Source organism: Massilia eburnea, from assembly GCF_009720745.1.
In the GTDB taxonomy this organism is placed as follows: Bacteria; Pseudomonadota; Gammaproteobacteria; order Burkholderiales; family Burkholderiaceae_D; genus Rugamonas; species Rugamonas eburnea.
The window spans coordinates 183312-207659 of record NZ_WNKX01000001.1 but is presented as its reverse complement, the minus strand read 5'-3'; the positions used below and the strand labels follow the sequence as shown (position 1 = coordinate 207659).

Here is a 24348-nt window from a genome sequence, read left to right as displayed (position 1 = left end):
ACCCCAAGGTGGGACACGGGCTCGGCCGTACGTTGGGCGCGGGGCAATGTTAAAATCTTCGCCATCAACATTGGCCTTGCTGAGTTATGTCGCATTCTTTCCATAATCTGTATCACCATGATTTTGCCCGCGTGGCTGTCGGCGTGCCGCGCTGCCGGGTGGCTGATCCGCTGTTCAATGCGGCGCAGACGATTGAGTTGGCAGAGCAGGCGGCAGGTAAGGGCGCTGTGCTGGTGGCGTTCCCGGAACTGGGGCTGTCGGCGTATTCCTGCGACGATTTGTTCCACCAGCGCGCGCTGCTGGATGGGGTGCTGCAGGGTCTGCAGGCCGTGGTCGAGGCGTCGAGCCGCATTCCGTCGGCGCTGGTGGTGGGGGCGCCGCTGCGTGTCGACCACCAGCTGTTCAATTGCGCAATTGTGGTGTCGGGCGGGGTGATTCGCGGCGTGGTGCCGAAGTCCTACCTGCCCAACTACGGCGAGTTCTATGAGGCGCGCCAGTTCAGCGCCGCCGATGAGGCGATTTCCAGCGAGATCACGCTGCTCGGCCAGCGCGTGCCGTTTGGCGCCAACCAGTTGTTCGAACTGGAGAACCTGCCGCTGCTCAAATTCCATATCGAGATTTGCGAGGACGTGTGGGTGCCGATCCCGCCGTCGTCCTTCGCCGCTTTGGCTGGGGCGACTGTGCTGGTCAACCTGTCGGCGTCGAATATCCTGGTCGGCAAGGCCGATTACCGCCGCCAGCTGGTCGGCCAGCAATCGGCGCGCTGCATCGCGGCCTATTTGTATTCTTCGGCTGGGCGGGGTGAGTCGACCACCGACCTGGCCTGGGATGGTCAGGCGCTGATCTACGAGAACGGTGAGATGCTGGCGGAATCTGCGCGTTTTGCCGAGGAATCGCATCTGATCTTCGCCGACGTGGACCTGGAGCGCATGTCGCGCGAACGCATGCGTACTACGACTTTCGGCCAATCCACGCGCCGCCACAAGGCGGAAGTGGCGCAGTTCCGCACCGTGCGCTTCCCGGTCGAGTTGCCGCTGCACCGCGTGCTGCCGCTGGAACGCAACGTCGCGCGCTTCCCTTATGTGCCGTCCAATCCTCAGTTGCGCGACAAGCGCTGCAACGAGGTCTATAACATCCAGGTCAGCGCGCTGGTGCAGCGCCTGTCCTCGTCCGGCATCAAGAAGGTGGTGATCGGCGTCTCGGGCGGACTCGATTCGACCCACGCGCTGCTGGTCTGCGCCAAAGCCATGGACCTGCTTGGCCTGCCGCGTACCAATATCATCGCTGCCACCATGCCGGGCTTTGCCACCAGCACGCGTACGCTGGACCAGGCGCGCGCGCTGATGCAATTCGTCGGCTGCACTGCGCTGGAAGTGGATATCCGTCCGAGCTGCATCCAGATGCTGAAGGATATCGGCCACCCGTACAGCGAAGGCAAGGAAGAATACGACGTCACGTTCGAAAACGTGCAGGCGGGCGAGCGTACCAGCCACCTGTTCCGCATGGCGAACCATCACAACGGCATCGTGATCGGCACCGGCGACTTGAGCGAGCTGGCGCTGGGCTGGTGCACCTACGGCGTGGGCGATCATATGTCGCACTACAACGTGAACGCCAGCGTGCCCAAGACCCTGATCGCCCACCTGGTGCGCTGGGTGGCAGAGAGCAAGCAGTTCGGTGACGTCAATTCCAGTGTGCTGCTGGCGGTGGTGAACACTGAAATCAGTCCTGAACTGGTGCCCGGCAAGGCGGGCGACGCCGCTCCGGCGCAAGTCACGCAGGACTTTATCGGGCCTTACGAACTGCAGGACTTCAACCTTTACTACATCCTGCGCTTCGGCTTTGCGCCGTCCAAGGTAGCCTTCCTGGCTTACCATGCCTGGCGCGACCGCGAGGCTGGCCTGTGGCCGGAAGACGAGCATGTGGTGCGCAACCAGTACGAGCTGAAAGACATCAAACGCAACCTGGGCATTTTCCTCAAGCGTTTCTTCCAGACTTCGCAGTTCAAGCGCAGCTGCGTGCCGAATGCGCCGAAGGTCGGTTCCGGCGGTTCGCTGTCGCCGCGCGGCGACTGGCGCGCACCGAGCGATTCGGAAGCGGCAGCCTGGCTGGAAAACCTGAAAACCGTGCCCGACGCCTAATCACAATAAGGAGAACGCAATGAAGCAAATTACCGCCATCATCAAGCCATTCAAACTGGACGAAGTGCGCGAATCGCTGGCCGAAGTCAATGTGACCGGCCTGACCGTGACGGAAGTGAAGGGCTTCGGCCGCCAGAAAGGCCACACCGAGCTGTATCGCGGCGCTGAATACGTGGTCGACTTCCTGCCGAAGGTGAAGGTGGAAGTGGTGGTGGATGACAGCGTGGTCGAAACCGCCGTCGACGCCATCATCAAGGCCGCACGCACCGGCAAGATCGGCGATGGCAAGATCTTTGTGCAGAATATCGAGCAGGTCATCCGCATCCGTACCGGCGAAACCGGACCCGACGCGGTTTAATCAGGCATAGCGCACGCAATCGCGGCCGCCATTCTTGGCCGCGTACAAAGCCCGGTCGGCGCGTGCCAGCAGCGTGTCCGGACCGGCGTCCCCCGCGTCCAGGCACGCGATGCCGATGCTCAGCCGCAGCGGCACGTTCCGCCCCTCATGCATCACCTGCAGCGTTTGCGCGCCTGCCCGCAGGCGCTCCGCAACGGCCTGCGCTTCTTCCATTCCGGTTTCCGGCAGCAGCAGGGCGAATTCTTCCCCGCCCAGGCGGCCCGCCAGGTCGCTGCCCCGGCATGCCGTTCCGCAATGGCGGCCGATGGCAATAATCGCCAGGTCACCGGTCGGGTGGCCAAATTGATCGTTGATCGACTTGAAGTGATCGATATCGATCATCAACAGCGACATCTTGTGTCCATAGCGGTGCGCGCGCTCGATCTCCTGCGCTGCGCTGGCGAGGAATTGGCGGCGGTTGGCAAGGCCCGTCATGCAGTCGGTGGTCGCCATCGCATGCAGTTCCTGATTGCGCTGCTCGATGGTTTTTTCGAGCTGCAGGCTTTCGACTTCCAGCGCTTCGGCCCAGGCCCGCAGCGAATCGCGCGCGTTGTCGCTCTCAATGCGGAATTGGGTGGCGATGACCAGGATGATGCTGGCGCCGCCCAGCATAAGCGTGGTCACCTGGATGGCATCCGTTTGCAGCAAGTCCCGGAGCGGCGCATGGTCCGATACGCCGGCCAGGGCTTGCAGCACGTGCCAGACGATGCCGATGCCGAACAGGGTGCACAGTACTGCGCGGCCATTGCGCGGGGCCTGGCGCGAAAGGAAAACGAACGCCGCCACCAGCAGCGGAATGCGGATCAGGGAGGCCAGGAGAAGGCGTGCCGGCAAATTGTCGTCGGCATAGCTGAACCAGGCGAAGGGCAGGGCGGTGAGCAGCAGGAAGACCGCCCATGGCCAGGGCTTGAGCATGAATGGCGGCGGCGCGGGGTCGTAACGCACGGCCCCACGCAGCAGCAGCACGGCATTGGCAACCATCAGCACCTTGGGCAGCACAATGGAAAAGGCGATTGGCAACTCGCCCGCCATGCTGTCCAGGATCCAGGCGAGGCCCTGGCAAATGGCTGCAAGGCTCCAGTTGGAGCCGGCGGAGCGGCCGTCGCGCACAGCGTGCAGGCCGAAGAAGGCGGCGCCGATTGCCAGGCAGGCGATGCCTAGCGTGAGGGCGCAAGTGCCGACGTGCAGGACATTCATGCCGCCTCCACCCGGTTACGGCCGCCATGCTTGGCGCGGTACAGCGCAGCATCGGCGCGCGCCAGCAGCGCATCGAGCGAAGTGTCGCCTGGATTGAGCGTGGCGACGCCGAAGCTGGCGGTAATCGGCTGCAAGACCCCCGATTGCGCGGGAGCGATGGCGGCGATGGCACGGCGCAGGCGCTCGGCCGCCAGGTTGGCGGCGATGGCGCCGGTTTCCGGCATCAGCAGGGCGAATTCTTCCCCGCCCAGGCGGCCGGCCAGGTCAACGTGGCGCGCACTGGACTGGCAGGCCTGCGCCACCACCTGCAGCAGCCTGTCGCCGGCAGGGTGGCCAAAGTTGTCGTTCACCTGCTTGAAATGGTCGATGTCCAGCAGCAGCAGGGCCATTGGCAGGCGGTAGCGCGCAGCGCGTTCCAGTTCCTGCCTGCCGCGCTCCAGGAAATGACGGCGGTTGGCAACGCCGGTCAGGCTGTCGGTGGTGGCCAGCCGTGTCAGCTCCGAAGTGCGGTCGGCAACCACGGCCTGCAGCATGTCGCGCTTTTCCTGCAGGTGTCCGGCATGAGCCGCCAGCTCATCGCGCACTTGTTCGCTCTCAAGCCGGAACTGGAAGGCGTTGACCAGCACGTGCAGGATGCCGCTTACCGCGAACATGACGGCATAGGTGGTGCCGCCTTCGAGGAAGTTGGTGACATGGTCGCCCGACATCATGACGCTGGCCAGGCGCACCAGGCTCCAGGCGGCGCCCAGCGCAAGAATATCGCAAAGGTAGCGGGCGCCCGCTGGCAGGCCGGGGCGCTTGATCAGCATCACGAGGGTGGCGCCGTAGAACAGGGCACGGAAACCGGAGACCAGACCAATGCGGGATCCAAGGCTGGTGTAGCCATAAGTGAACCAGGCGAAGCCGGCGAGCGCCAATAGCACGCAGGCCAGGTAGCTGCGGTCATCGTAGCGCGCGCCAACCAGCATCGCCGTGCCGCGGTGGATGAAGGCCAGGCTGACTACGGTCAATGTATTGTCGATCACAGTGCCGACGAAGTGCGGCAGGCTGGCTGCGTAGGCCGTGATCAGTGCGGCAGCGCCGCCGGTGAAGGCAGACAGCGCCCATTGGCCGCCGGGTGAGGTCGCGAGCGCGCGGTCGTGCAGGCCGCGGAAGGCGCAGGCAATCAGGATCGACAGGAAGCCGATCAAGCTGGTTGCAGTGGCGACATCAAAAGTAAACACGGTCAGGCAGGGCGCATCTTAAAGTTGCACCATTATATCTTTCGTTTCTTAACCGTAAGTTTTAACTTTTCAATTGAAAGTTTAAGGGTGATACCGTTAACCTATGGGCGGCTGATTTTCAGGTCGAAACGCCAGGCCAGCAGCCGCATGACGGTGATCAAGCCTGCACTTGACCATAGGGCGACGTCGTCGGAAACCGTGGTGTATTGCAGGGCGATATAGAACCAGCAGCCAAAGAAGGCGCAGATCGCATAGGGTTTGCCGTCGCGGAAAACCATCGGTACCTCGTTGCAAATAATGTCGCGCAGGACGCCGCCAAAGATACCGGTAATCACGCCCATCATCACGGCCACGAAGATCGGCATGTCCGCCGCCAGGGCCTGTGCCACGCTGGCCACGGCGAACAGGCCCAGGCCAACAGCGTCGGCCCACACGATCAGGCGTTCGGAAACGATGTGGCGGATGGTTTTGAAGAAGGGGGCGGCCACCAGTGCCACGACGAACAGCAGGATCGTATATTCCTGGTGCGCCACCCAGAACAGCGGGCGCTTGTCGAGCAGGATGTCGCGTACGGTACCGCCACCGAACGCAGTGATGAAGGCGACGATGAAGACGCCCACGATATCCATGCGCTTGCGGCGCGCTTCGATGAATCCCGAGAATGCCCCAACCAGGATTGCGACGACTTCGATGACGGTGATGAGGGAGACGGCGGGGACTATTTTCATAGTCCGAACGATAACATTGCTAGCGGACTGGCTGCAAGGCGCTGCGCAGCAGCACCATGATGGCGCCTTCGCCGCCTTCTTCGGCGCGCGCCTGGCAGAAGGCGATTACGCCGTCGGTCTGTACCAGCCAGGAATGGACCATGGATTTCAGTACCGGTTCGCCGCCGCGCGAACCGAAGCCGCGGCCGTAGATCACGCACACGCAGCGGTAGTTGCGGCGCTTGGCCTTGAGCAGGAAGTCGTCGACGGCCTGGCGCGCCTCGTCGCGGCGCTTGCCGTGCAGGTCCAGTTCGTCCTGCACCGGCCAGTGGCCCTTGCGCATTTTCTTCATCACGTCCGGGCCGATGCCGGGGGCGCTGAAGTTCAGGGACGGCTCTTCTTCCAGGTAATGGTCAACCTCGAACATGTCCGACAGCATCGACTCCTGCAGCACGGCTGCGTCGTCGGCCGCCTGTTCTTCGGCCGTCAGCGGGCCGCGCTTGCCGGCCGCGGCAGGGCGGCCTGCCACGGCCGGCCCCTTGGCGGGCGGCGGCACGTAGCGGTCGGACGGCTTCATTTTCTGCACGCCGGCCATCGAGGACTGGAACACATTGGCCGCGGCGGCAGCGGCCTTTTGCTGCTTGGCGGCCTCCTTCTCGGCGGCCGCGCGCTGCTCTTCCTGCTCCTTGAGCTGTTTGCCCAGTCCCTTCAGGTCGGCGAAGCTTTTCACTCTTGCGCTTCCAGGTAGCGTTGCGCGTCCAGTGCGGCCATGCAGCCGGTGCCGGCGGAAGTGATGGCCTGGCGGTACACGTGGTCCTGCACGTCGCCGGCGGCGAACACGCCCGGTACCGAGGTCGCGGTGGCCATGCCTTCGGTGCCGTTGCGGGTCTTGATATAGCCGTCCTTCATTTCCAGCTGGCCTTCGAAGATGCCGGTGTTCGGCTTGTGGCCGATGGCGATGAACAGGCCGTGCACGGCCACGTCGGACAGGCCGCCGTCATTGTGCTTGACGGTGATGGCGTTCACGCCGGACTGGTCGCCCTTCACTTCGTGCAGGGTGGAGTTCAGTTTCAGCTCGATCTTGCCTTCGGCGACCTTGGCCATCAGGCGGTCCACCAGGATTGGTTCGGCGCGGAACTTCTCGCGGCGATGCACCAGGGTGACCTTGGTGGCGATGTTCGACAGGTACAGGGCTTCTTCAACGGCGGTGTTGCCGCCGCCGACCACGGCCACTTCCTGGCCACGATAGAAGAAGCCGTCGCAGGTGGCGCAGGCGGACACGCCGCGGCCCATGAATTCCTGCTCGGTCGGCAGGCCCAGGTACTGTGCCGAGGCGCCGGTAGCAATGATCAGGGTGTCGCAGGTGTAGGTATTGCTGTCGCCCACCAGGCGGATCGGTTTTTCGTTCAGGTGGGTGGTGTGGATATGGTCAAACACGATTTCGGTCTTGAAGCGCTCGGCGTGCTGCAGGAAACGCTGCATCAGGTCCGGACCCTGGACGCCCATCGGGTCGGCCGGCCAGTTTTCCACGTCGGTGGTGGTCATCAGCTGGCCGCCTTGCTCGACGCCGGTGACCAGCATCGGGTTCAGGTTGGCGCGCGCGGCGTAAATCGCGGCGCTGTAGCCTGCAGGACCGGAGCCGAGAATCAGGACTTTGGCGTGTTTGGTAGTAGTCATATGCGGATTCTTTACCTAGTTGGAGTGTCTCGTATATGGGTGCGGACGGGAAAGCGACAAGTCCGGGCCCAAGCAAACCGAAATTATATGCGAAGCATGCATTTCACATGTACCGGAAGGCCTTTTCACCTTGATATGCCTTAGAATAAGCGCAATTATGGAATTTTTGCCTCCAAGCAATGAGTAAGAAGAGTCAAAAGAGTCAAGAGACAACTTCTGGTTACACTCGGCCTATCACCGAACGCCAGCCGCTTCCCAACCGGCTGGTGCGTCTGCTGTCGGAGGCGCGCTTCTTCGCGCTGTTCGTCGTCTGCGTTTATTTCATCCTGATTTTGGCCAGCTATAACCGGCTGGACCCGGGCTGGTCGCACAATAATGTCGTGCCCAAGGTGTTCAACCTGGGCGGCCGCGGCGGCGCCTGGCTGTCGGACCTGATGCTGTTCATCTTCGGCTTTTCCGCCTGGTGGTGGTGCGTCTACATGCTGCGCGTGGTGTGGCAGGGCTATCGCCGCCTGACCAGCAAGTTTGTGCTGGAGAAGGAAGAGGACCCGGAACACAAACAGGTAGGCATGATCCGCTTCACCGGCTTCGTGCTGATGCTGACCGGCTCCATGGGGCTAGAGTACCTGCGCATGTACACCATGAAGGTGCAGCTGCCGCGCGCGCCGGGCGGCGTGCTGGGTGAACTGATTGGACATGGCGCCCATGTGGGCCTGGGCTTTACCGGCGCCACGCTGCTGTTGCTGCTCTTGTTCGGCACCGGTTTCAGCCTGTTCTTCCATGTCTCGTGGATGTCGGTGGCTGAAAAGATCGGTGAAGTGCTCGAAATGGGCATCGAATGGTTCCGCGCCCGCATGGAAGACCGCGAAGACCGCCGCCAGGGCGACGTGGCCGTGGTCAAGCGCGAAGAAAAGGTCGTGAAAGAGCGCGTCAAGCACGAAGAGAAGCATCCGAAACCGGTCGACGTGCCGGCGGATGCGCCGCCGGCGCCGATCGTCAAGATCGAGCCGCAGATTACCCAGATTGTGCAGTCCGAACGCGTGATCAAGGAGAAGCAGGGCACCCTGTTCCAGGAAATCGAGAATACCGACCTGCCGCCGCTGTCGCTGCTGGACGAGGCGCCGCCGCAGCAGGAAACCGTGGCCGTGGAAACGCTGGAATTCACCAGCCGCCTGATCGAGAAGAAGCTGTCCGACTTTGGCGTGGAAGCCAAGGTGGTGGCCGCCTATCCGGGCCCGGTCGTGACCCGCTACGAAATCGAGCCTGCCACCGGCGTGAAGGGCAGCCAGATCGTCAACCTGGCGCGCGACCTGGCGCGCTCGCTGTCGCTGACGTCCATCCGCGTGGTGGAAACCATCCCCGGCAAGAATTACATGGCGCTGGAGCTGCCGAATCCGAAGCGCCAGATCGTGCGCCTGACCGAGATCCTCGGCTCCAAGGTCTATAACGACAACCATTCGCCGCTGACCGTGGCACTGGGCAAGGACATCGCCGGCAAGCCGGTGGTGGCCGACCTGGCAAAGATGCCGCACTTGCTGGTGGCGGGTACCACCGGTTCCGGTAAATCCGTTGGTATTAACGCCACCATCCTGTCGCTGCTGTACAAGGCCGACCCGCACGATGTGCGCATGATCCTGATCGACCCGAAGATGCTGGAAATGTCGGTGTACGAAGGCATTCCGCACCTGCTGGCGCCAGTGGTCACCGATATGCGCCAGGCCGGTCACGCCCTGAACTGGGCGGTGAACGAGATGGAGCGCCGCTACAAGCTGATGTCCAAGCTGGGCGTGCGTAACCTGGCGGGCTACAACGCCAAGATCGCCGACGCCGCCAAGCGCGAAGAGAAGATCCCGAATCCGTTCTCGCTGACGCCGGACGCGCCGGAACCGCTGGAAAAACTGCCAACCATCGTCATCATCATCGACGAGCTGGCCGACCTGATGATGGTGGTCGGTAAAAAGGTGGAAGAGCTGATCGCGCGTATCGCCCAGAAAGCCCGTGCAGCCGGCCTGCACTTGATTCTGGCGACCCAGCGCCCATCTGTAGACGTGATCACGGGCCTGATCAAGGCGAATATCCCGACGCGTATTGCATTCCAGGTATCGTCGAAGATCGACTCGCGCACCATTCTTGACCAGATGGGGGCGGAAACCCTGCTGGGCATGGGTGACATGCTGTATATGCCGCCGGGGACCGGCTTGCCGATCCGCGTGCACGGCGCCTTTGTGTCCGACGATGAAGTGCACCGTGTGGTAAACCACCTGAAGGCGCAGGGTGAGCCGAATTACATCGAGGGCATCCTGGAAGGCGGCACGCTGGAAGAGGGAGGCGGCGACGGCGCCATGGCCGGTGCTGGCGGCGGTGGGGACGGCGAGGCCGACCCGATGTACGACCAGGCCGTGCAAGTGGTGCTGAAGCACCGCAAGGCATCGATCTCGCTGGTGCAGCGCCACCTGCGCATTGGCTACAACCGGGCCGCGCGCCTGCTGGAACAAATGGAAAACAGCGGCGTCGTATCGGCCATGCAGTCGAACGGCAACCGCGAAATCATCGCCCCTACCGCGTCGGCGGAATAAGGATTCAAATGAAGCACACCAACAAATTTGCGGCCGTGCTGGCCGCCGGCCTGCTGTTTGCAGGCGTGGCCCATGCGGCCGCACTGGACCAGTTCAAGGCTTTCGTGGCCAGCACCAAGGCCGCCAAGGGCGAGTTCACGCAGAAAGTCGTGGCGCAGGGCAGCAAGGACAAGCTGTCTTCCGGCAGTTTCGTATTTGCGCGTCCCGGCAAATTCATCTGGTCGTACACCAAGCCTTACGACCAGGTGCTGCAAGCCGACGGCGAACAGCTGTTTATCTACGACAAGGACCTGAACCAGGTCACTACCCGCAAGCTGGGCGACGCACTGGGCTCTTCGCCGGCCGCCATCCTGTTCGGCTCCAACGACCTGGAAAAGAACTTCGCCCTGTCGGAAGCCGGTTCCCGCGACGGTCTGGAATGGCTGAAAGCGACCCCGAAAGCGAAGGATTCCAGCTTCGAACAAATCCTGATCGGCCTGAAAAACGGCACCCCGGAAGCGATGGAACTGAAAGACAGCTTCGGCCAGACTTCCATCCTGGCCTTCAAGAAGTTTGAAAAAAATCCAGCGCTGAATGCAACGTCCTTTAAATTTGTCATGCCAAAGGGCGCGGACGTCATCAACAATTGAGGCATGATGACGCAAGACCTGTTCGCACCTGAGCCCACCCCGCCGCTGGCCGAAGCGCTGCGTCCGCACACCGTGGCGGACGTGATCGGCCAGAGCCACCTGCTGGGCGAAGGCAAGCCGCTGAACCTGCTGTTCAAGTCCGGCAAGCCGCATTCGATGATCCTGTGGGGCCCGCCGGGCGTAGGCAAGACCACGCTCGCCCGCCTGTCTGCACGCGCCTTCGACTGCGAGTTCATCGCCATTTCGGCCGTGCTGGGCGGGGTGAAGGATATCCGCGCCGCCATTGAGCAGGCGGAGCAGTTTGTCGCCAGCGGCAAACAGACTATCCTGTTCATCGACGAGATCCACCGCTTCAACAAGGCGCAGCAGGATGCGCTGCTGCCTTACGTGGAATCGGGCCTGGTGACGCTGATTGGCGCGACCACCGAGAACCCCTCGTTCGAAGTCAATTCCGCGCTGCTGTCGCGCGCCCAGGTGTACGTGCTGAAAGCGCTGACGGAAGAGGAAATGCGCCAGCTGCTGGCGCGCGCCCGCGAACGCTCTATGCCGGACCTGGAATTCGACGAGCTGGCCATCGACACCCTGATCGGCTATGCGGACGGCGACGCGCGCCGCTTCCTCAACCTGCTGGAGCAGACCAAGACCGCCGCCGCCACTGCCCGCACCAACAAAGTGACCGGCGAATTCGTACAGAACGCGCTGACGCTGAACGCGCGCCGCTTCGACAAGGGCGGCGACAACTTCTACGACCAGATCTCGGCCCTGCACAAATCCGTGCGCGGCTCCAACCCGGACGGCGCGCTGTACTGGTTCTGCCGCATGATCGACGGCGGCGCCGACCCGCGCTACCTGGCCCGCCGCATCGTGCGCATGGCCTGGGAAGACATCGGCCTGGCCGACCCGCGCGCGCTGACCATGGCCAACGACGCCGCCGCAACCTATGAGCGCCTTGGTTCGCCGGAAGGGGAGCTGGCGCTGGCCCAGGCCGTGATCTATCTGGCGGTGGCTGCCAAGAGCAATGCCGGCTATAACGCCTACAACGCCGCCATGGCCTTCGTGCGCCGCGACAAATCGCGCGAAGTGCCGGTGCACTTGCGCAACGCCCCGACCAAATTGATGAAGGAACTGGGCTACGGCCACGAATACCGCTACGCGCACGACGAACCTGACGCTTATGCAGCCGGTGAAACCTACCTGCCGGATGGCATGGCCGAGCCCGGCTGGTACCAGCCTGTCCCGCGCGGCCTGGAAACCAAGATCGCCGACAAGCTGGCCTACCTGCGCAAGCTGGACGAAGAGGCCGGTAAGCGAAACACGTAAGCGCACGGTTTACTTTCCTGTTCGCTAACGTTAGGATGTTGTAATTATTCTAACGGAGGGCGGGATGGTGCAGCGTCTGACAGTTGATGGGGTGACCGTGCATATCGACGGCGCCGGCGATGAAGTAATGATGATGATCCACGGCTGGCCGCACGACCGCAGCCTGTGGGACGCCCAGGTTGCCGCCTTCGCCCCGAACTACCGTTGCGTACGCTTCAGCTTTCCCACCCAGCGCAAAGGCAGCCATTCCATTGATGAAGTGTCGACGCTGTATGCTGACACGGTCAACGCTGTCAACGGCGGCCGCCCCGTGATCCTGATGCTGAGCGACTGGGGCTGCGTCTATGGCTATCAATTTGCTCTTCGCTACCCGGAACTGGTGAGCAAGGTGATCAGCGTAGGCATTGGCGGCTCCAGCCAGATGACTTACCGCGCCTCGCTCGACTGGAAAACCCGCCTGCGCCTGGCCTTTGCCCACCGCCGCCTGAAAGCCTCCAGCGGTAGCAGCCATTCGGCGCGCGAAGCGAGTTCGCGTCTGCAGCTGCCGCACGCCATCAGCTGGCTGCGCGCCAGCACACCGCCTGAGGGCGCGCTGCCATTCAAGCTGCGCTGGCCCATGCTGTACATCTATGGCAAGCGCAAGCCATTCTCTTTCCACACCCGCAGCTTTGAGGCCGCCGTGCAGTCCAGGCCCCATAGCAGGGTGATCGCCTTCCGCAGCGGCCATTGGGTCATGCGTGAGGAGCCGGAAGCATTCAACAAAGCCGTGATGGGCTGGCTGGCGCAGCACAAGCCCGCAATGTTGTAAAAAATGACAGGCGGCTTTATAGTGCCGCAATGAAACTTTCCAATATCATCCTCATGCTGTCCTCGCTGGCAGTTCCCCTGGGCGCGAACGCCGCTGAGATGAAAATGTCGGCAGCGACAAGGTGCTGAAGCTGACCATCATTTCCGTCGACGGCATTGGCGGCGGCGTATGGACAGGCGCCAAGTCGATGACTATCCTGGCTGAGCTGAAACAGGGCGAAAACGTGCTGCGCTCGCGCTCGTTCCAGCGTGAGACGGGCCACGCCGGCTTTTTCGGCGGCACCTGCGACATGCTGCATAAAGTGACCCGTGCACTGGGCGCCGATGTAGGCGTCTGGCTGAAGCGCGGCGCCGCCGCCGGGCCTGCCGAAGCCACCGAAAAAACCACCGACGATCCAACGTAAGACCGGAAATCCTGCGTTTCATCCCGCGTTTTTTGCACTTCGTCGCAAGTGCAAGGCGGGGCAGGGAGCCTTTAGGTACAGTGTAACCATGGAAGCACGGAAGACCTTAACACTGACCTAAAGGAGAGCATCATGAAAACCCTGAAACACATGGAAGCGGCCTTCATCGTCGCAGCAGCCCTGGCTATCGTCACCAGCTTCGCAACCGCTACCACCCCAGTGGTGCACGTGTCCGCCGACCCTGTCGTCGCTAAAGTGGACAGCAGCATCCCAACCGTGGTGGTGGCCGCCAAGCGCCTGACCGCCGCCGAAAAAGCAGCACTGATCTGACAGCGCAGCGCCGGAGGGCGTAAATCTCGGTAGTTGCGCTGTCATCTTGGTACAATTGCTCCTTTCGACTCAACCTCGCAGCGGCAGCAATAACAACATGATTGACATCCAACTTCTCCGTAAAGACATTGATACTGTCGCCGCCAAACTGGCGACCCGCAAGTTCCAGCTCGACGTAGCTGGCTTCAATGCCCTGGAAGGCGAACGCAAGGCCATCCAGATGCGTACCGAAGAACTGCAAAGCAAGCGCAACTCGCTGTCCAAGCAGATCGGCATGATGAAGGGCAAAGGAGAAGACACCACCGCCGTGATGGCCGAAGTAGGCGGCCTGGGCGATGAACTGAAGGCCAACGAGATCAAGCTGGCCGACGTGCAGTTGAAGATGAATACCTTCCTGCAGGCCGTGCCGAACCTGCCGCACGAATCCGTGCCAGCAGGCGCCGACGAAACGGGCAATGTGGAAGTCCGCAAATTCGGCACTCCGCGCAGCTTCGACTTCGAAGTCAAAGACCACGCCGACGTTGGCGCACCACTGGGCCTGGACTTCGAAACCGCCACCAAACTGACCGGCTCCCGCTTCAGCGTCATGAAGGGCGGCATCGCACGCCTGCACCGCGCACTGGCGCAGTTCATGCTGGACACCCACACCGACAAGCACGGCTACACCGAGTGCTACACCCCATATATGGTCAACGCCGAGTCCCTGCTGGGCACCGGCCAGCTGCCGAAGTTCGAAGCCGACCTGTTCTCGGTGAAGAAGGGCGGCGCGGAAGGCGAAGGCCAGAATTTCTACCTGATCCCGACCTCGGAAGTATCGCTGACCAATATGGTGCGCGACGAGATCGTCGCCGTTGAGACGCTGCCGATCAAGGTCACCGCACATACTCCATGCTTCCGTTCCGAAGCCGGTTCCGCCGGCCGCGATACCAAGGGTATGATTCGCCAGCACCAGTTCGACAAGGTTGAACTGGTCCAGGTGGTGCATCCAGAGAAGTCGTACGAGGCGCTGGAAGAAATGGTCGGCCACGCCGAATACATCCTGCAGACCCTGGGCCTGCCGTACCGCGTCATGCAGCTGTGCACCGGCGACATGGGCTTTGGCGCCGCCAAGACCTACGACCTGGAAGTGTGGCTGCCGGCGCAGAACACCTACCGCGAAATTTCTTCGCTGTCCAACTGCGAAGCATTCCAGGCCCGCCGCATGCAGGCGCGCTTCCGCAATGCGCAAGGCAAGCCGGAACTGCTGCACACCCTGAACGGCTCCGGCCTGGCAGTGGGCCGCACCCTGGTCGCCGTGCTGGAAAACTACCAGCAGGCTGACGGTTCGGTGGACATTCCAGCCGCGCTGCAGCCTTATATGGGCGGCCTGACCAAGCTCGTTGCATAAAGATGAAAATAGCCCTTCCATTTTCCGGAAGGGCTGCTATAATCTTGGCTCTCAACGGCGACCACCGTTAAATGCAGTACCTGGAGAGGTGGCAGAGTGGTCGAATGTACCTGACTCGAAATCAGGCGTAGGGTGTCCCCCTACCGTGGGTTCGAATCCCACCCTCTCCGCCAGAACACTGAAAAGGCCCTTCGGCACTTGGCGCGATCTAGAGCGCGTTAAGGCTGAAGGGCCTTTTTTCTTTCGGAAGTGGGACGCCCCTTACCTTAGGCCGAAGTAAGCGCAGATCACAAGCGAGCGATTTGCTGATTGATCCTTGCCTTGGCCCGTTCATTCCGTTCGCTATAGCGGTCGGTCAGATAGCCGGTACGCCCGCGCATCAGCAGCGTCATCTTGAACAGCTCTTCCATGACGTCCACCACGCGGTCGTAATAGGCAGAAGGGCGCATTCGTCCGGCATCGTCGAATTCCTTATACGCCATTGGAATCGAGGATTGATTTGGGATTGTGAACATGCGCATCCAGCGGCCCAGCAATCGCAGCGTATTGACGACGTTGAACGATTGTGAGCCCCCGCAAACCTGCATCACAGCCAGTGTGCGGCCCTGGCTTGGACGTACCGCACCTTGCTCCAGCGGTATCCAGTCAATCTGGTTTTTCATCACCGCGGTGATCGCTCCATGCCGCTCGGGACTGCACCATACCTGGCCTTCGGACCACAGGCACAGCTCGCGCAGCTCGCGAACTTTCGGATGATCTTCAGGGACGCTGCCCGCCATCGGCAGCTCCATCGGATCGAAGATCCTTACTTCGGCGCCGAAGTGCTCGAGGATGCGCGCAGCCTCATAAGTCAGGAAGCGGCTGAAAGATCGTTCGCGCAGGGAGCCGTACAGCATCAGGATGCGGGGCGGGTGCGAAAGATCCCCCTCAGGGGCAAGCTTTTCGATGCTGGGAACATCCAGCAAGTCGGACTGGATGTTGGGTAGGTCATTGATGGTCATGCGTTAATCCGATGCTGATTGATTGGTGAATGCGCTCGGCGCGACAGTGCCGCCAACGGTGGCGTTGGCCGGCGGGGCCGGATAGAGCCAGGTGAAGAGCAGGGTTGCTGCTGTGCCGCCAAACAGTTGGGCGAGGATGAATGCGGGCGCGTCGGCAGGACGGATGCCGGCGAAGGTATCCGTCGCTGCGCGGGCCAAAGTTACTGCGGGATTGGCGAATGAGGTCGAGGCGGTGAACCAGTAGGCTGATGTGATGTACGCAGCTACGGCGAAAGGGGTGATTGATGGGCGGCTGCGCGAGCAGCCGATAATCACGCCAACCAGTCCGAATGTGGCGATGAATTCGCTCCACCATTGGGCTGCACCGCCGCGGGCATGCATGGAGGCGAAGAAGGCAGGTTCACCAAACATGGCATGGGCCGCCGCAACGCCGGCAAATGCACCTGCGACCTGCGCAACAATATAAGGTACTGCTTCACGGGCAGCCACGTTGCGCTGCCATGCCTCGGATAGCGTGACCACAGGATTGAAGTGCGCTCCGGAGATGGTGCCGAACGTCAGGATCAGCGCTACCAGGCCGGCTCCGGTTGCGATCGTGTTGGCCAGCAGGGCGATGGCCACGTTGCCGCCAGCAAGCCGTTCGGCCATGATGCCGGAACCGACCACCACCGCCAGCAGCATTGCAGTGCCCAGCGCTTCGGAGACGATGCGTCGCGAGAACGTCATCACACTACCTCGCCGATGCGGTCCAGCTCCGCCTTCATGCGGGCGCGGTCATGCTTGATTTCTTCCAGAGGCAGGGCGAAGAAGGTTTCGATACGCTTGCGCAGGATGCGATATGCGGTCATGAAGGCGGCGTCAATTTCTTCGTCCGTACCACTTGCATGGGCGGGATCTTCCACTCCCCAATGGGCGCGCAAGACTGGGCCAAGGTAGGCCGGGCAGGTTTCGCCCGCAGCGCTGCCGCACACGGTGATGACGATACCCGGCGTTACCGGCAGCTTGTCCCAGGACTTGCTGTGATAGCCCTCGGTGGAAATGCCTTCTCGTTCCAGCAAGGCGAGAGAGCGTGGATGGACATAGCCGGCAGGCTTGCTGCCCGCGCTGATGGCATGCCAGCCCGTTGGCGCCAGGTGGTTGAAGGTGGCCTCGCCGAGAATCGAGCGGCAGGAGTTGCCGGTGCAGAGAATAAGAACGTTCATGGTTTGCACGATTTGCTCGAAGATGGGGAGCAGTTTTCGCCGCCGCAGCAGTTTTCAGTGAGGAAGGAGAGCACGCTGTTCATGGTGTCGAAGTTGGCGCTGTAAATGATGAAGCGGCCATCCTGGCGTGCCTCAATCAACCCTGCGTTTGTCAGTTCCTTCAAATGGAAGGAGAGCGAGGAGGGGGCTATCTCCAGTTGCTCGCCTATCTTGCTGGCGGCAAGGCCTTGCGGGCCAGTTTGGACCAGCAAACGAAACGCGTTGAGTCTCGATTCCTGTGCCAGCGCGGCGAGGGCTGTGATGACGGATTTGGTGTTCATGGATGGGGGGCTTTATATATTTCTTCAATTGGCGGCGAAGGCATGTTACTACGATATTTCAAATAATCTCGAATTAAATTTTCTTGTATGTAGATGTCGAGACGGGATTTGTATTGATCGCTACGTGATGCTAATCTGTGATCATGGAAACCTCAGATGCCTGGCTGCTGCTGATTGTCAGTTTGCCGTCCAACAGTGCTACTGCGCGCATGCGCATCTGGCGCACCCTGAAAACCATCGGCTGCGGAGCGCTGCGCGATGGCGCTTATCTCTTGCCGCTGCGCCCAGCCCAGGAACGCCAGCTGAAGGAATTGGCGGCGGAGACGGAGCGCGAAGGCGGCACGGCTTGGCTCCTCAATGTCGCCAGCCGATCGGAGCAGGAGTATCGTGCGCTGCGTGAACTGTTCTCACGCGGCGAAGCCTGGAGCGCATTGGCCAGCGATTTGGCCTTGGCCAGCAAAGCCTTGCCGACACTTGCGCCGGCCGACATCAACCGCACTTTGCGCAAGCTGCGCCGTGAATACGACGCGATCGCCACGATCGACTATTTCCCCGGCGCCGAAAGCGCGGCTGCGCAAGCGGCCTGGATGGATTACGTGCATTCCGCTGAACGTCTGCTCGCACCAGGGGAGCCGAGCGCGAGTTCCGCGCCGATCCAGCTGCTTGACCGCGCCAGCTACCAGGGCAGGCGCTGGGCGACCCGGAAGCGCATGTGGATCGACCGTGTCGCCAGCGCATGGCTGATCCGGCGCTTCATCGATCCCCAGGCCGAATTTTTGTGGCTTGAAACGCCCGCAGATTGTCCAGCAGATGCATTGGGTTTCGATTTCGATGGCGCTGTGTTCACGCATGCGGGTGAGCGCGTCTCGTTTGAAGTCCTGCTGGCCAGCTTTGGACTGGAAGGCGACCCGGCGCTGCAGCGCCTGGGCGCCATGGTCCATGTGCTCGACGTTGGCGGCGGCTTTGTGCCGGAAGCCGCCGGATTTGAAGCGGCCATGACCGGTGCACGCCATACGACCGAAGACGATGACCAGCTGCTTGCCATGATGGGCGGCGTGCTCGATGCCTTCTACATCCACTTCAGCAACGCAGCCACCGCGCAGTAGGAGCCAACGTGCAATCGTCCGAACAACCGTCCTCCGTTCCAGGCTATACCTTGGGGCAGCTGGTGCTGTATATGCTGCGACTGGGCGCCCTGGGATTTGGCGGTCCAGTGGCCCTGGTCGGTTATATGCATCGTGACCTGGTCGAACGCCGCAACTGGATCAGTGAAGCCGATTATAAGGAGGGACTCGCATTGGCCCAGCTGGCGCCTGGCCCATTGGCTGCGCAGTTGGCGATCTACCTGGGTTACGTCCACTACCGCATCGTCGGCGCGACCCTGGCGGGATTGGCGTTTGTGATGCCATCGTTCCTGATGGTCGTGGCGCTTGGTTGGGCCTACCAGCGGTTTGGCGGCCTGCCATGGATGCAGGCGGTGTTTTATGGCGTCGGTGCGGCAGTGATCGGCATCATTGCGATGAGCGCGCGCAAACTGACCATCAAGAGCGTGGGCAAGGATAAATTGCTTTGGGCGATTTACCTGCTGTTGGCGCTAGTTACTGTGGTAACTGAATCCGAGATCGCCTGGCTATTCGTTGCCAGTGGTGTGCTGGTCTGGTTGCGGCGCGCACCGCCGAAATGGGCGGGTTCGGGCAAGATGAATGGCGTGGCATTGCTGCAGTTACCGGCATTGTCGGCGCCATTAGCCAGCATGGATGCAGGCATCCTGATCCAGATTGCTGCCTTCTTTGCGGAGGCCGGAGCCTTTGTCTTCGGTTCGGGTTTGGCGATCGTCCCGTTCCTGCATGCTGGCGTGGTCAACGAACATCACTGGTTGAACGACAAGCAGTTCGTTGATGCGGTTGCGGTGGCAATGATTACTCCGGGTCCGGTAGTGATCACGGTCGGCTTCATCGGCTACCTTGTGGCCGGCTTCCCTGGAGCGTGCGTGGCGGCGTTGGCCACCTTCCTTCCATGCTACCTGTTCACCATACTTCCGGCGCCATATTTCAAAAAGTTCGGCAAGCTGCCAGGCGTGATTGCGTTTGTTGACGGCATTACGGCGGCCGCCATCGGTGCTATCACCGGCTCGGTCATCGTCATTGCCAAACGTTCGATCTTCGACGTCCCGACCGCGCTAGTGGCCCTGGCCACTGCCGCGCTGTTATGGAAATACACCAAATTGCCCGAGCCGGTCATCGTCGCCGGCGCCGCACTCTTTGGATTGGCGGCTTTTCCCTTGATCCATCCGATGTAAGAAGTTTCTTCGCAGGAGGTCATCGTGCAGTGGTTACTCGTCAAGGCTTTATGTCCCGTTATCGGAGTTGGACTGGGGGGACCTGCATGCCCGCCTTGTTGGCGTAGAGGATGAACTTGAACGGGTCGTCGTTCTGGTTTTTCTCCATCAGCCTGAGATAGACGGCACGTTCGGTTGCTGCGAATTCCTTGCTCTTCCCGAGCCGTTCGCGGCAGGCGTCGAGCAGGCGGGCGGCCAGTTCGTACTTTCCATCCGCGATCATCTGCTTGCTTGCGTCGAGAATCTGGTTTTCGGACCGGCCCAGGTAGTGCAGGAACAGGTCCGCCTGGTCGGCGCGGCTGATGTGGTCGATGCCTTGCAGGTCGGCCTGCCAATAGCCGCCGCGCTGGCTGAAGATGCGGTCGATCACGTGCTCCCGCAGCACCAGGTAAGGCACGGAGGTGTCGTGCGCCCCTGATAGGAGCGCCGGCGGAACCAGGTTGGCCTGGTGGACGTCGGCGCGCGCCACTCCGCGCCGCATGGCGTTTTCGACGTGGCTCTCAAGCCACTCCAGGTCATCGCGGACCTGTTCCAGCATGAGAGTCGAATTGAACATGCGCGTCAGCGGCTCGTGTCCGTGCAGGATGTTGGCTGGCTGCAGTCTGGACAGCGTACCGATTGCTTCATAAAGTCCGGGCAGGTCGCCTTCGTGGACGAAGGGCGCACCGAGATAAGGCATGATGAAGTCGCCGACGAAGGTCGTCTTCAGGCCGGGCAGGTTGATGAACATGGCGTCTTGTGTTTCGCCGCCGTGTATCGGAACAAGCTCGATGCGCGTGCCGCCAATGACCACGCTGGTGCTGCTGTCGACCGGAACGTCCGGCTTGAAGCTGCGCACGTCCTGTTCCTGGAACTTCGCGCCAAAGAAGGGCTGGTTAAAATTGGCTGGTGCGGCAAGGTCGCGCGCCAGCTCGTCACGGTAATTGCTGCGTGCATAAATCTGCAATTGAGGGTTCAGGCTGCGGAAGTACTTGTGGCCGCCGATATGGTCCCAATGCGAATGTGTGATGAAGATGGTGGTGAGCGGCGGCAGATGGTGGGCGAAGGCGCGTAAGGCCTCGTAAGCGGCGCGCGCCGAATCGGGGCGCGTTCCGGCATCGATGCCGATCAGTTCCCGCCCGTCGTCGGAAACGACGAAATAGAATTCCGTGAATTCGAAGCCGGACAGGACGTAGACGCGCTGCGGGACAACTTCGCGAATCTGGCTGGGCGAGAAACGGTGGCCGGCGTCAGTCTCCTCGGCAAATGGCGTCAGCAATGTGATCGGCAGGTTGATGTCGGGGTAGCCGCTGCGTTTCAGGTAGGCCTGTGCTGCCGCTGCCTTGCCGTCCGCTTGCGCGAGCCGGGCCTGCTGCCGGTAGATTTCCCGCAGCCACCCGGCATGCGGGGCCTCGCTGGCGTGGCTGATGCACCAATCCAGTTCTTCATGCGCCTTTTGGCGGCGGTTGAGCAGTGAGGGCAGTTGCGCGTCAACGATAGCGGAAGCCCAGTTGACGACGAATACGCGGCCGCCGGTGAGCTTGCGTGCGCGTTCCAGCATGTCCACGGTCTCGTTAACATAGCCAATCCGATGGAAGAAAGATACCTGGCCGGCATGCTGGGCGCGCAGAAGCGCGATCACGGTCAGGTACAGCGCGCGTTGTGTGTCATTGAGTTCATGGTCGAATTGCTGCAGGCGGGCAGTGAAGAAGGCGGCGCCACGCTCATGCTGCTGCGCGCTGGCGAAACGTCCCATCAGCAGGAAAAGCAGTTGCGGGTCGTGTGGCGGGTGCTGGCTGTTGATTATCTCCAGGTAGGCCAGATCGGGGCCGCCGTCACCGGGGCGGTCTGGCGTGGCGCTGGCCGGCAGGATTGCCAGCAGGAATGCACATAGCAAAGGCAAGAGTTGCATGATAGACCTCCATTAATAGGACGGTTGTCATATTCTTGATCAAACAAAGGGACGGCTTATTCGCCGCAAAAACTGCGGATGTAGAACTCGCGGGCGGCGGCGAGCAGGGCCTCGCTCTGGCGGGCGTCAGGCAGGGCGCGCGCTACGTTCAAGACGCCGGACATGGATGACAGTAAAAGGCCAGCGTTGAGCGTGCGTTGTCCGGGGCTCTCGCCCGGCAGTAGTGGAGCGATGCGCTGAAGCGTGACTCCAATGGCGGAGGAAAAGGCGGTGCGCTGCTTCTTGCCGGCGCGGCCGGTTTCGCTTGCCAGTGACGCGACCAGGCAGCCGGTAGCTGGATGGTCGCGGTGGGCAGGGCTCAGGTAGTACTCGATCAGCGCTTGCAGCTGCCGGCCTGCTGGCGCCTCGTCTGCAAGGCTGACATAAGCGTCCGCCGTTTCGCCCGCCGCCTGGGTGATGGCTTCGGTGACAAGGGCATCCTTGTTGGGGAAATGGAAGTAAAAGCCACCGCGCGTCAGGCCAGCCTGCTCCATCAGCTCGCGCAGGCCGGTCTGTTCAATGCCGTGTGTGCGCAGGCGGGCGGAAGCTGCATTCAGGATGCGCTGGCGGGTTGCTTCGCTTTTGCTGTCTGGTGTGCGGCTCATGGTCCTTTCAGACTAGACCCGGATACGTAATATGTCAATCGTCATATTAAGTCATTTGCCGACGGGCCCAATCGGAAAAGCTGAGCGCAGCACTGGCCGTCCCGCTGCGGGAAAGGCCTTGTCCTGCGGCCTCGTTAGACTTTGGGTATTATTAGCGTTCCCACTTGCCCGAGCTTTCACATGACCGCTACGCCACAAACCGAAAACAGCCTTCCCCTCGACATGATCATCTTTGGCGGGATGGGTGATCTCGCCATGCGCAAGCTGCTGCCAGCGCTGTATATGGCCCACCTGCATGGCAACCTGCCTCCAAGCACGCGCATTATCTCTACCGGCCGCCAGGAATTCGATCGCAACGCCTACCTGGCCTTCGTCGAGGAGCATTCGCGGTCGTTCATCGCCGGCGCCAATTTTGCCGAAGATGCCTGGCGCAGCTTCCTGCAGCTGCTGGAATACGTGCGTGTCGACGTGCAGCAGGACAGCCTTGCCGCCCTGGCCAGGGTTTCGCGCCCTGGCGCTGAACGCGTGTTCTACCTGTCTACCGCGCCGTCGCTGTTCACCACCATTTGCGACAAGCTGGCCGGCGCCGGCCTGGTCGATGGCAACGCCCGCGTGGTGCTGGAAAAGCCGCTGGGCCGCGACCTGGCGTCGGCAGTAGAGATCAACGAAGCGGTCGGCAAGCATTTTGCCGAATCGCAGATTTACCGTATCGACCATTACCTTGGCAAGGAGACGGTGCAAAACCTGATGGTGCTGCGCTTTGGTAATTCGATCCTGGAACCGCTGTGGCGTGCGCCGAACATCACCAGCGTGCAGATCACGGTGGCCGAAGAACTGGGTGTCGGCAGCCGCGCCGGCTTTTACGACAGCGCCGGCGCCATGCGCGACATGGTGCAGAACCACCTGTTGCAGTTGCTGTGCATCGTCGCCATGGAGCCGCCGGCTTCGCTGGCTCCAGACGCGGTGCGCGACGAAAAGCTGAAAGTCCTGCGCTCGCTGCGCCGCTTCAGTCTCGCCAATATCGCGCGCGACACGGTGCGCGGCCAGTACATTCGCGGCGTGAGCGGCAACCAGGAAGTGCCTGGTTACCTGGAAGAGCGCAATGTGCCGGCCGATAGCAGCACCGAGACCTTCGTGGCTCTGCGCACTTACGTCGATACCTGGCGCTGGTCCAAGGTTCCGTTCTATCTGCGCACCGGCAAGCGCATGCAGCGCCGTTCTTCCAAGATCGTGATTGAATTCGCCAACCCGCCATTCCCGCTGTTCCCGGAAAATCCGGCCGGCGTCGCCAACCGACTCGTGATCGAACTGCAGCCGGAGGAGGCGATCAAGCTGCAGATCATGGCCAAACAGCCTGGCAGCGGCATGCAGATGCAGCAAGTTGCGCTGAACCTGGACCTGCAGTCCGCCTTCTCGCAGCGCCGGGCCGAGGCTTACGAGCGCCTGCTGATCGACGTGGTGCGCGGCCGCCTGACCCACTTCATGCGCCGCGACGAACTGGAAGCGGCATGGGAATGGGCCGAGCCGATTATCAACGGCTGGGGCACGCTGGCGGAAAAGCCATATCCTTACGCGGCCGGTACGTGGGGGCCGTCCGAGTCGTTCGCACTGTTGGCACGGGACGGATTCAGCTGGGTAGAGTAATATGCCGCTCCTGATTTTTGGAGCGGAACCCTATGAAAAGACTCGCGCTGATGTTCGCGCTGGTTTGCACGCAATCGAATGCGGCAACCGTTATTGGCATCTCGGATGGCGACACGTTGACGGTGTTGAGCAGTGGCCATCCTGTGAAGGTCCGGCTGGCCAATATTGATGCGCCGGAGAAGAAGCAGCCTTTCGGTGCGCGTTCCAAGCAGTCGCTGTCCGACCTGTGCTTCGGCCGGGAGGCGACGCTTGATTCGGGAAAGAAGGACCGCTATGGGCGCACCGTGGCGGTTGTCCACTGCGGCGGCGTCAACGCCAATGTGGCGCAAGTGCGCAGGGGAATGGCTTGGGTCTACCCCCAATACAACCACGATCCGTCGTTACCGGCACTCGAGACGGCGGCACGATCTTCCAGGGTTGGCCTGTGGTCCGACCCGGAACCAATGGAGCCCTGGCTGTTCCGGAAGGAGCGGCGGGGCCAAACGAAAGGAACATGATGGCGGAATTCAGATT

The 24348-nt window shown here is 61.7% G+C and carries 24 protein-coding genes and 1 tRNA gene; 14 read left to right on the top strand and 11 right to left on the bottom strand.

What is annotated here, in order from left to right; translation table 11 throughout:
- Positions 1-86: 86 nt before the first annotated feature.
- Both GM658_RS01000 and GM658_RS00995 read left to right on the top strand, forming a co-directional pair.
- Positions 87-2141 (top strand): NAD(+) synthase, encoded by a 2055-nt coding sequence (locus GM658_RS01000; protein WP_155452148.1) that lies wholly within the window; start codon positions 87-89, stop codon positions 2139-2141.
- Between the two features lie 19 nt (positions 2142-2160).
- Positions 2161-2499 carry a P-II family nitrogen regulator gene (locus GM658_RS00995; RefSeq protein ID WP_155452147.1) on the top strand — a complete coding sequence of 113 codons (339 nt, stop codon included), beginning with the start codon at positions 2161-2163 and terminating at the stop codon, positions 2497-2499.
- Here the strand turns inward: GM658_RS00995 and GM658_RS00990 are convergent, their stop codons facing one another.
- From GM658_RS00990 to trxB, 5 genes are all read right to left on the bottom strand, one after another.
- Complete coding sequence (locus tag GM658_RS00990) at positions 2500-3735, bottom strand: GGDEF domain-containing protein (RefSeq protein WP_155452146.1); 1236 nt, start codon at positions 3733-3735, stop codon at positions 2500-2502. It lies immediately after the preceding gene.
- Complete coding sequence (locus tag GM658_RS29730) at positions 3732-4958, bottom strand: GGDEF domain-containing protein (RefSeq protein ID WP_155452145.1); 1227 nt, start codon at positions 4956-4958, stop codon at positions 3732-3734. Before GM658_RS29730 ends, GM658_RS00990 begins: the two co-directional genes overlap by 4 nt.
- 101 nt (positions 4959-5059) lie before the next feature.
- Positions 5060-5686 (bottom strand): trimeric intracellular cation channel family protein, encoded by a 627-nt coding sequence (locus tag GM658_RS00980; RefSeq protein WP_155452144.1) that lies wholly within the window; start codon positions 5684-5686, stop codon positions 5060-5062.
- A 19-nt stretch (positions 5687-5705) separates the two neighbouring features.
- Positions 5706-6395 carry a Smr/MutS family protein gene (locus GM658_RS00975; protein WP_170298620.1) on the bottom strand — a complete coding sequence of 230 codons (690 nt, stop codon included), beginning with the start codon at positions 6393-6395 and terminating at the stop codon, positions 5706-5708.
- Positions 6392-7342 carry a thioredoxin-disulfide reductase gene (trxB, locus tag GM658_RS00970; RefSeq protein WP_155452142.1) on the bottom strand — a complete coding sequence of 317 codons (951 nt, stop codon included), beginning with the start codon at positions 7340-7342 and terminating at the stop codon, positions 6392-6394. Before trxB ends, GM658_RS00975 begins: the two co-directional genes overlap by 4 nt.
- Before the next feature lie 179 nt (positions 7343-7521).
- Between trxB and GM658_RS00965 the strand changes: the two genes are divergently transcribed.
- The 8 genes from GM658_RS00965 (at position 7522) to GM658_RS00930 (ending at position 14968) form a co-directional block, all read left to right on the top strand.
- Complete coding sequence (locus GM658_RS00965) at positions 7522-9918, top strand: DNA translocase FtsK (RefSeq protein WP_155452141.1); 2397 nt, start codon at positions 7522-7524, stop codon at positions 9916-9918.
- A gap of 8 nt (positions 9919-9926) precedes the next feature.
- On the top strand, positions 9927-10547 hold the full coding sequence (gene lolA, locus GM658_RS00960) for an outer membrane lipoprotein chaperone LolA (protein ID WP_155452140.1): 621 nt from the start codon (positions 9927-9929) through the stop codon (positions 10545-10547).
- 3 nt (positions 10548-10550) lie between these two features.
- Positions 10551-11867: a replication-associated recombination protein A gene (locus GM658_RS00955; protein WP_371865008.1), complete on the top strand. Its 1317-nt coding sequence runs from the start codon at positions 10551-10553 to the stop codon at positions 11865-11867.
- Between the two features lie 64 nt (positions 11868-11931).
- Complete coding sequence (locus GM658_RS00950; RefSeq protein WP_155452139.1) at positions 11932-12675, top strand: alpha/beta fold hydrolase; 744 nt, start codon at positions 11932-11934, stop codon at positions 12673-12675.
- Positions 12676-12796: 121 nt separating this feature from the next.
- Complete coding sequence (locus tag GM658_RS00945) at positions 12797-13078, top strand: hypothetical protein (protein ID WP_155452138.1); 282 nt, start codon at positions 12797-12799, stop codon at positions 13076-13078.
- Between the two features lie 132 nt (positions 13079-13210).
- Complete coding sequence (locus GM658_RS00940) at positions 13211-13408, top strand: hypothetical protein (protein WP_155452137.1); 198 nt, start codon at positions 13211-13213, stop codon at positions 13406-13408.
- Positions 13409-13505: 97 nt separating this feature from the next.
- Positions 13506-14795, top strand: a complete 1290-nt coding sequence (gene serS, locus GM658_RS00935; RefSeq protein WP_155452136.1) for a serine--tRNA ligase — start codon at positions 13506-13508, stop codon at positions 14793-14795.
- An 82-nt stretch (positions 14796-14877) separates the two neighbouring features.
- A tRNA-Ser gene (locus GM658_RS00930) sits at positions 14878-14968 on the top strand.
- Positions 14969-15082: 114 nt separating this feature from the next.
- Here the strand turns inward: GM658_RS00930 and arsH are convergent.
- From arsH to GM658_RS00910, 4 genes are read right to left on the bottom strand one after another with little or no spacing between them, the layout of a single operon-like run.
- On the bottom strand, positions 15083-15796 hold the full coding sequence (gene arsH, locus GM658_RS00925) for an arsenical resistance protein ArsH (RefSeq protein WP_155452135.1): 714 nt from the start codon (positions 15794-15796) through the stop codon (positions 15083-15085).
- Between the two features lie 3 nt (positions 15797-15799).
- Positions 15800-16522: an aquaporin gene (locus tag GM658_RS00920; RefSeq protein ID WP_155452134.1), complete on the bottom strand. Its 723-nt coding sequence runs from the start codon at positions 16520-16522 to the stop codon at positions 15800-15802.
- Positions 16522-16998 carry an arsenate reductase ArsC gene (locus GM658_RS00915; protein WP_155452133.1) on the bottom strand — a complete coding sequence of 159 codons (477 nt, stop codon included), beginning with the start codon at positions 16996-16998 and terminating at the stop codon, positions 16522-16524. Before GM658_RS00915 ends, GM658_RS00920 begins: the two co-directional genes overlap by 1 nt.
- Entirely contained in the window at positions 16995-17318 is a 324-nt protein-coding gene (locus GM658_RS00910) for an ArsR/SmtB family transcription factor (protein ID WP_155452132.1), read from the bottom strand. The genes GM658_RS00915 and GM658_RS00910 overlap by 4 nt, the downstream gene beginning before the upstream one ends.
- Before the next feature lie 143 nt (positions 17319-17461).
- Here GM658_RS00910 and GM658_RS00905 point away from each other — a divergent pair, with 143 nt between their 5' ends.
- Together GM658_RS00905 and GM658_RS00900 are read left to right on the top strand one after the other, a co-directional pair.
- Positions 17462-18424, top strand: coding sequence for a chromate resistance protein ChrB domain-containing protein (locus GM658_RS00905; protein WP_155452131.1), 963 nt, complete (start codon positions 17462-17464; stop codon positions 18422-18424).
- Positions 18425-18495: 71 nt separating this feature from the next.
- Positions 18496-19617, top strand: coding sequence for a chromate transporter (locus GM658_RS00900; RefSeq protein ID WP_155452432.1), 1122 nt, complete (start codon positions 18496-18498; stop codon positions 19615-19617).
- 58 nt (positions 19618-19675) lie between these two features.
- Here the strand turns inward: GM658_RS00900 and GM658_RS00895 are convergent, their stop codons facing one another.
- Positions 19676-21547 (bottom strand): MBL fold metallo-hydrolase, encoded by a 1872-nt coding sequence (locus tag GM658_RS00895; protein WP_155452130.1) that lies wholly within the window; start codon positions 21545-21547, stop codon positions 19676-19678.
- A gap of 56 nt (positions 21548-21603) precedes the next feature.
- A complete protein-coding gene (locus GM658_RS00890; RefSeq protein ID WP_155452129.1) occupies positions 21604-22191 on the bottom strand; it encodes a TetR/AcrR family transcriptional regulator in 588 nt (195 codons plus the stop codon).
- 180 nt (positions 22192-22371) lie between these two features.
- Between GM658_RS00890 and zwf the strand changes: the two genes are divergently transcribed.
- Both zwf and GM658_RS00880 read left to right on the top strand, forming a co-directional pair.
- Positions 22372-23835: a glucose-6-phosphate dehydrogenase gene (zwf, locus tag GM658_RS00885; protein WP_155452128.1), complete on the top strand. Its 1464-nt coding sequence runs from the start codon at positions 22372-22374 to the stop codon at positions 23833-23835.
- 32 nt (positions 23836-23867) lie between these two features.
- Positions 23868-24332: a thermonuclease family protein gene (locus GM658_RS00880; RefSeq protein ID WP_155452127.1), complete on the top strand. Its 465-nt coding sequence runs from the start codon at positions 23868-23870 to the stop codon at positions 24330-24332.
- Positions 24333-24348: the final 16 nt, after the last annotated feature.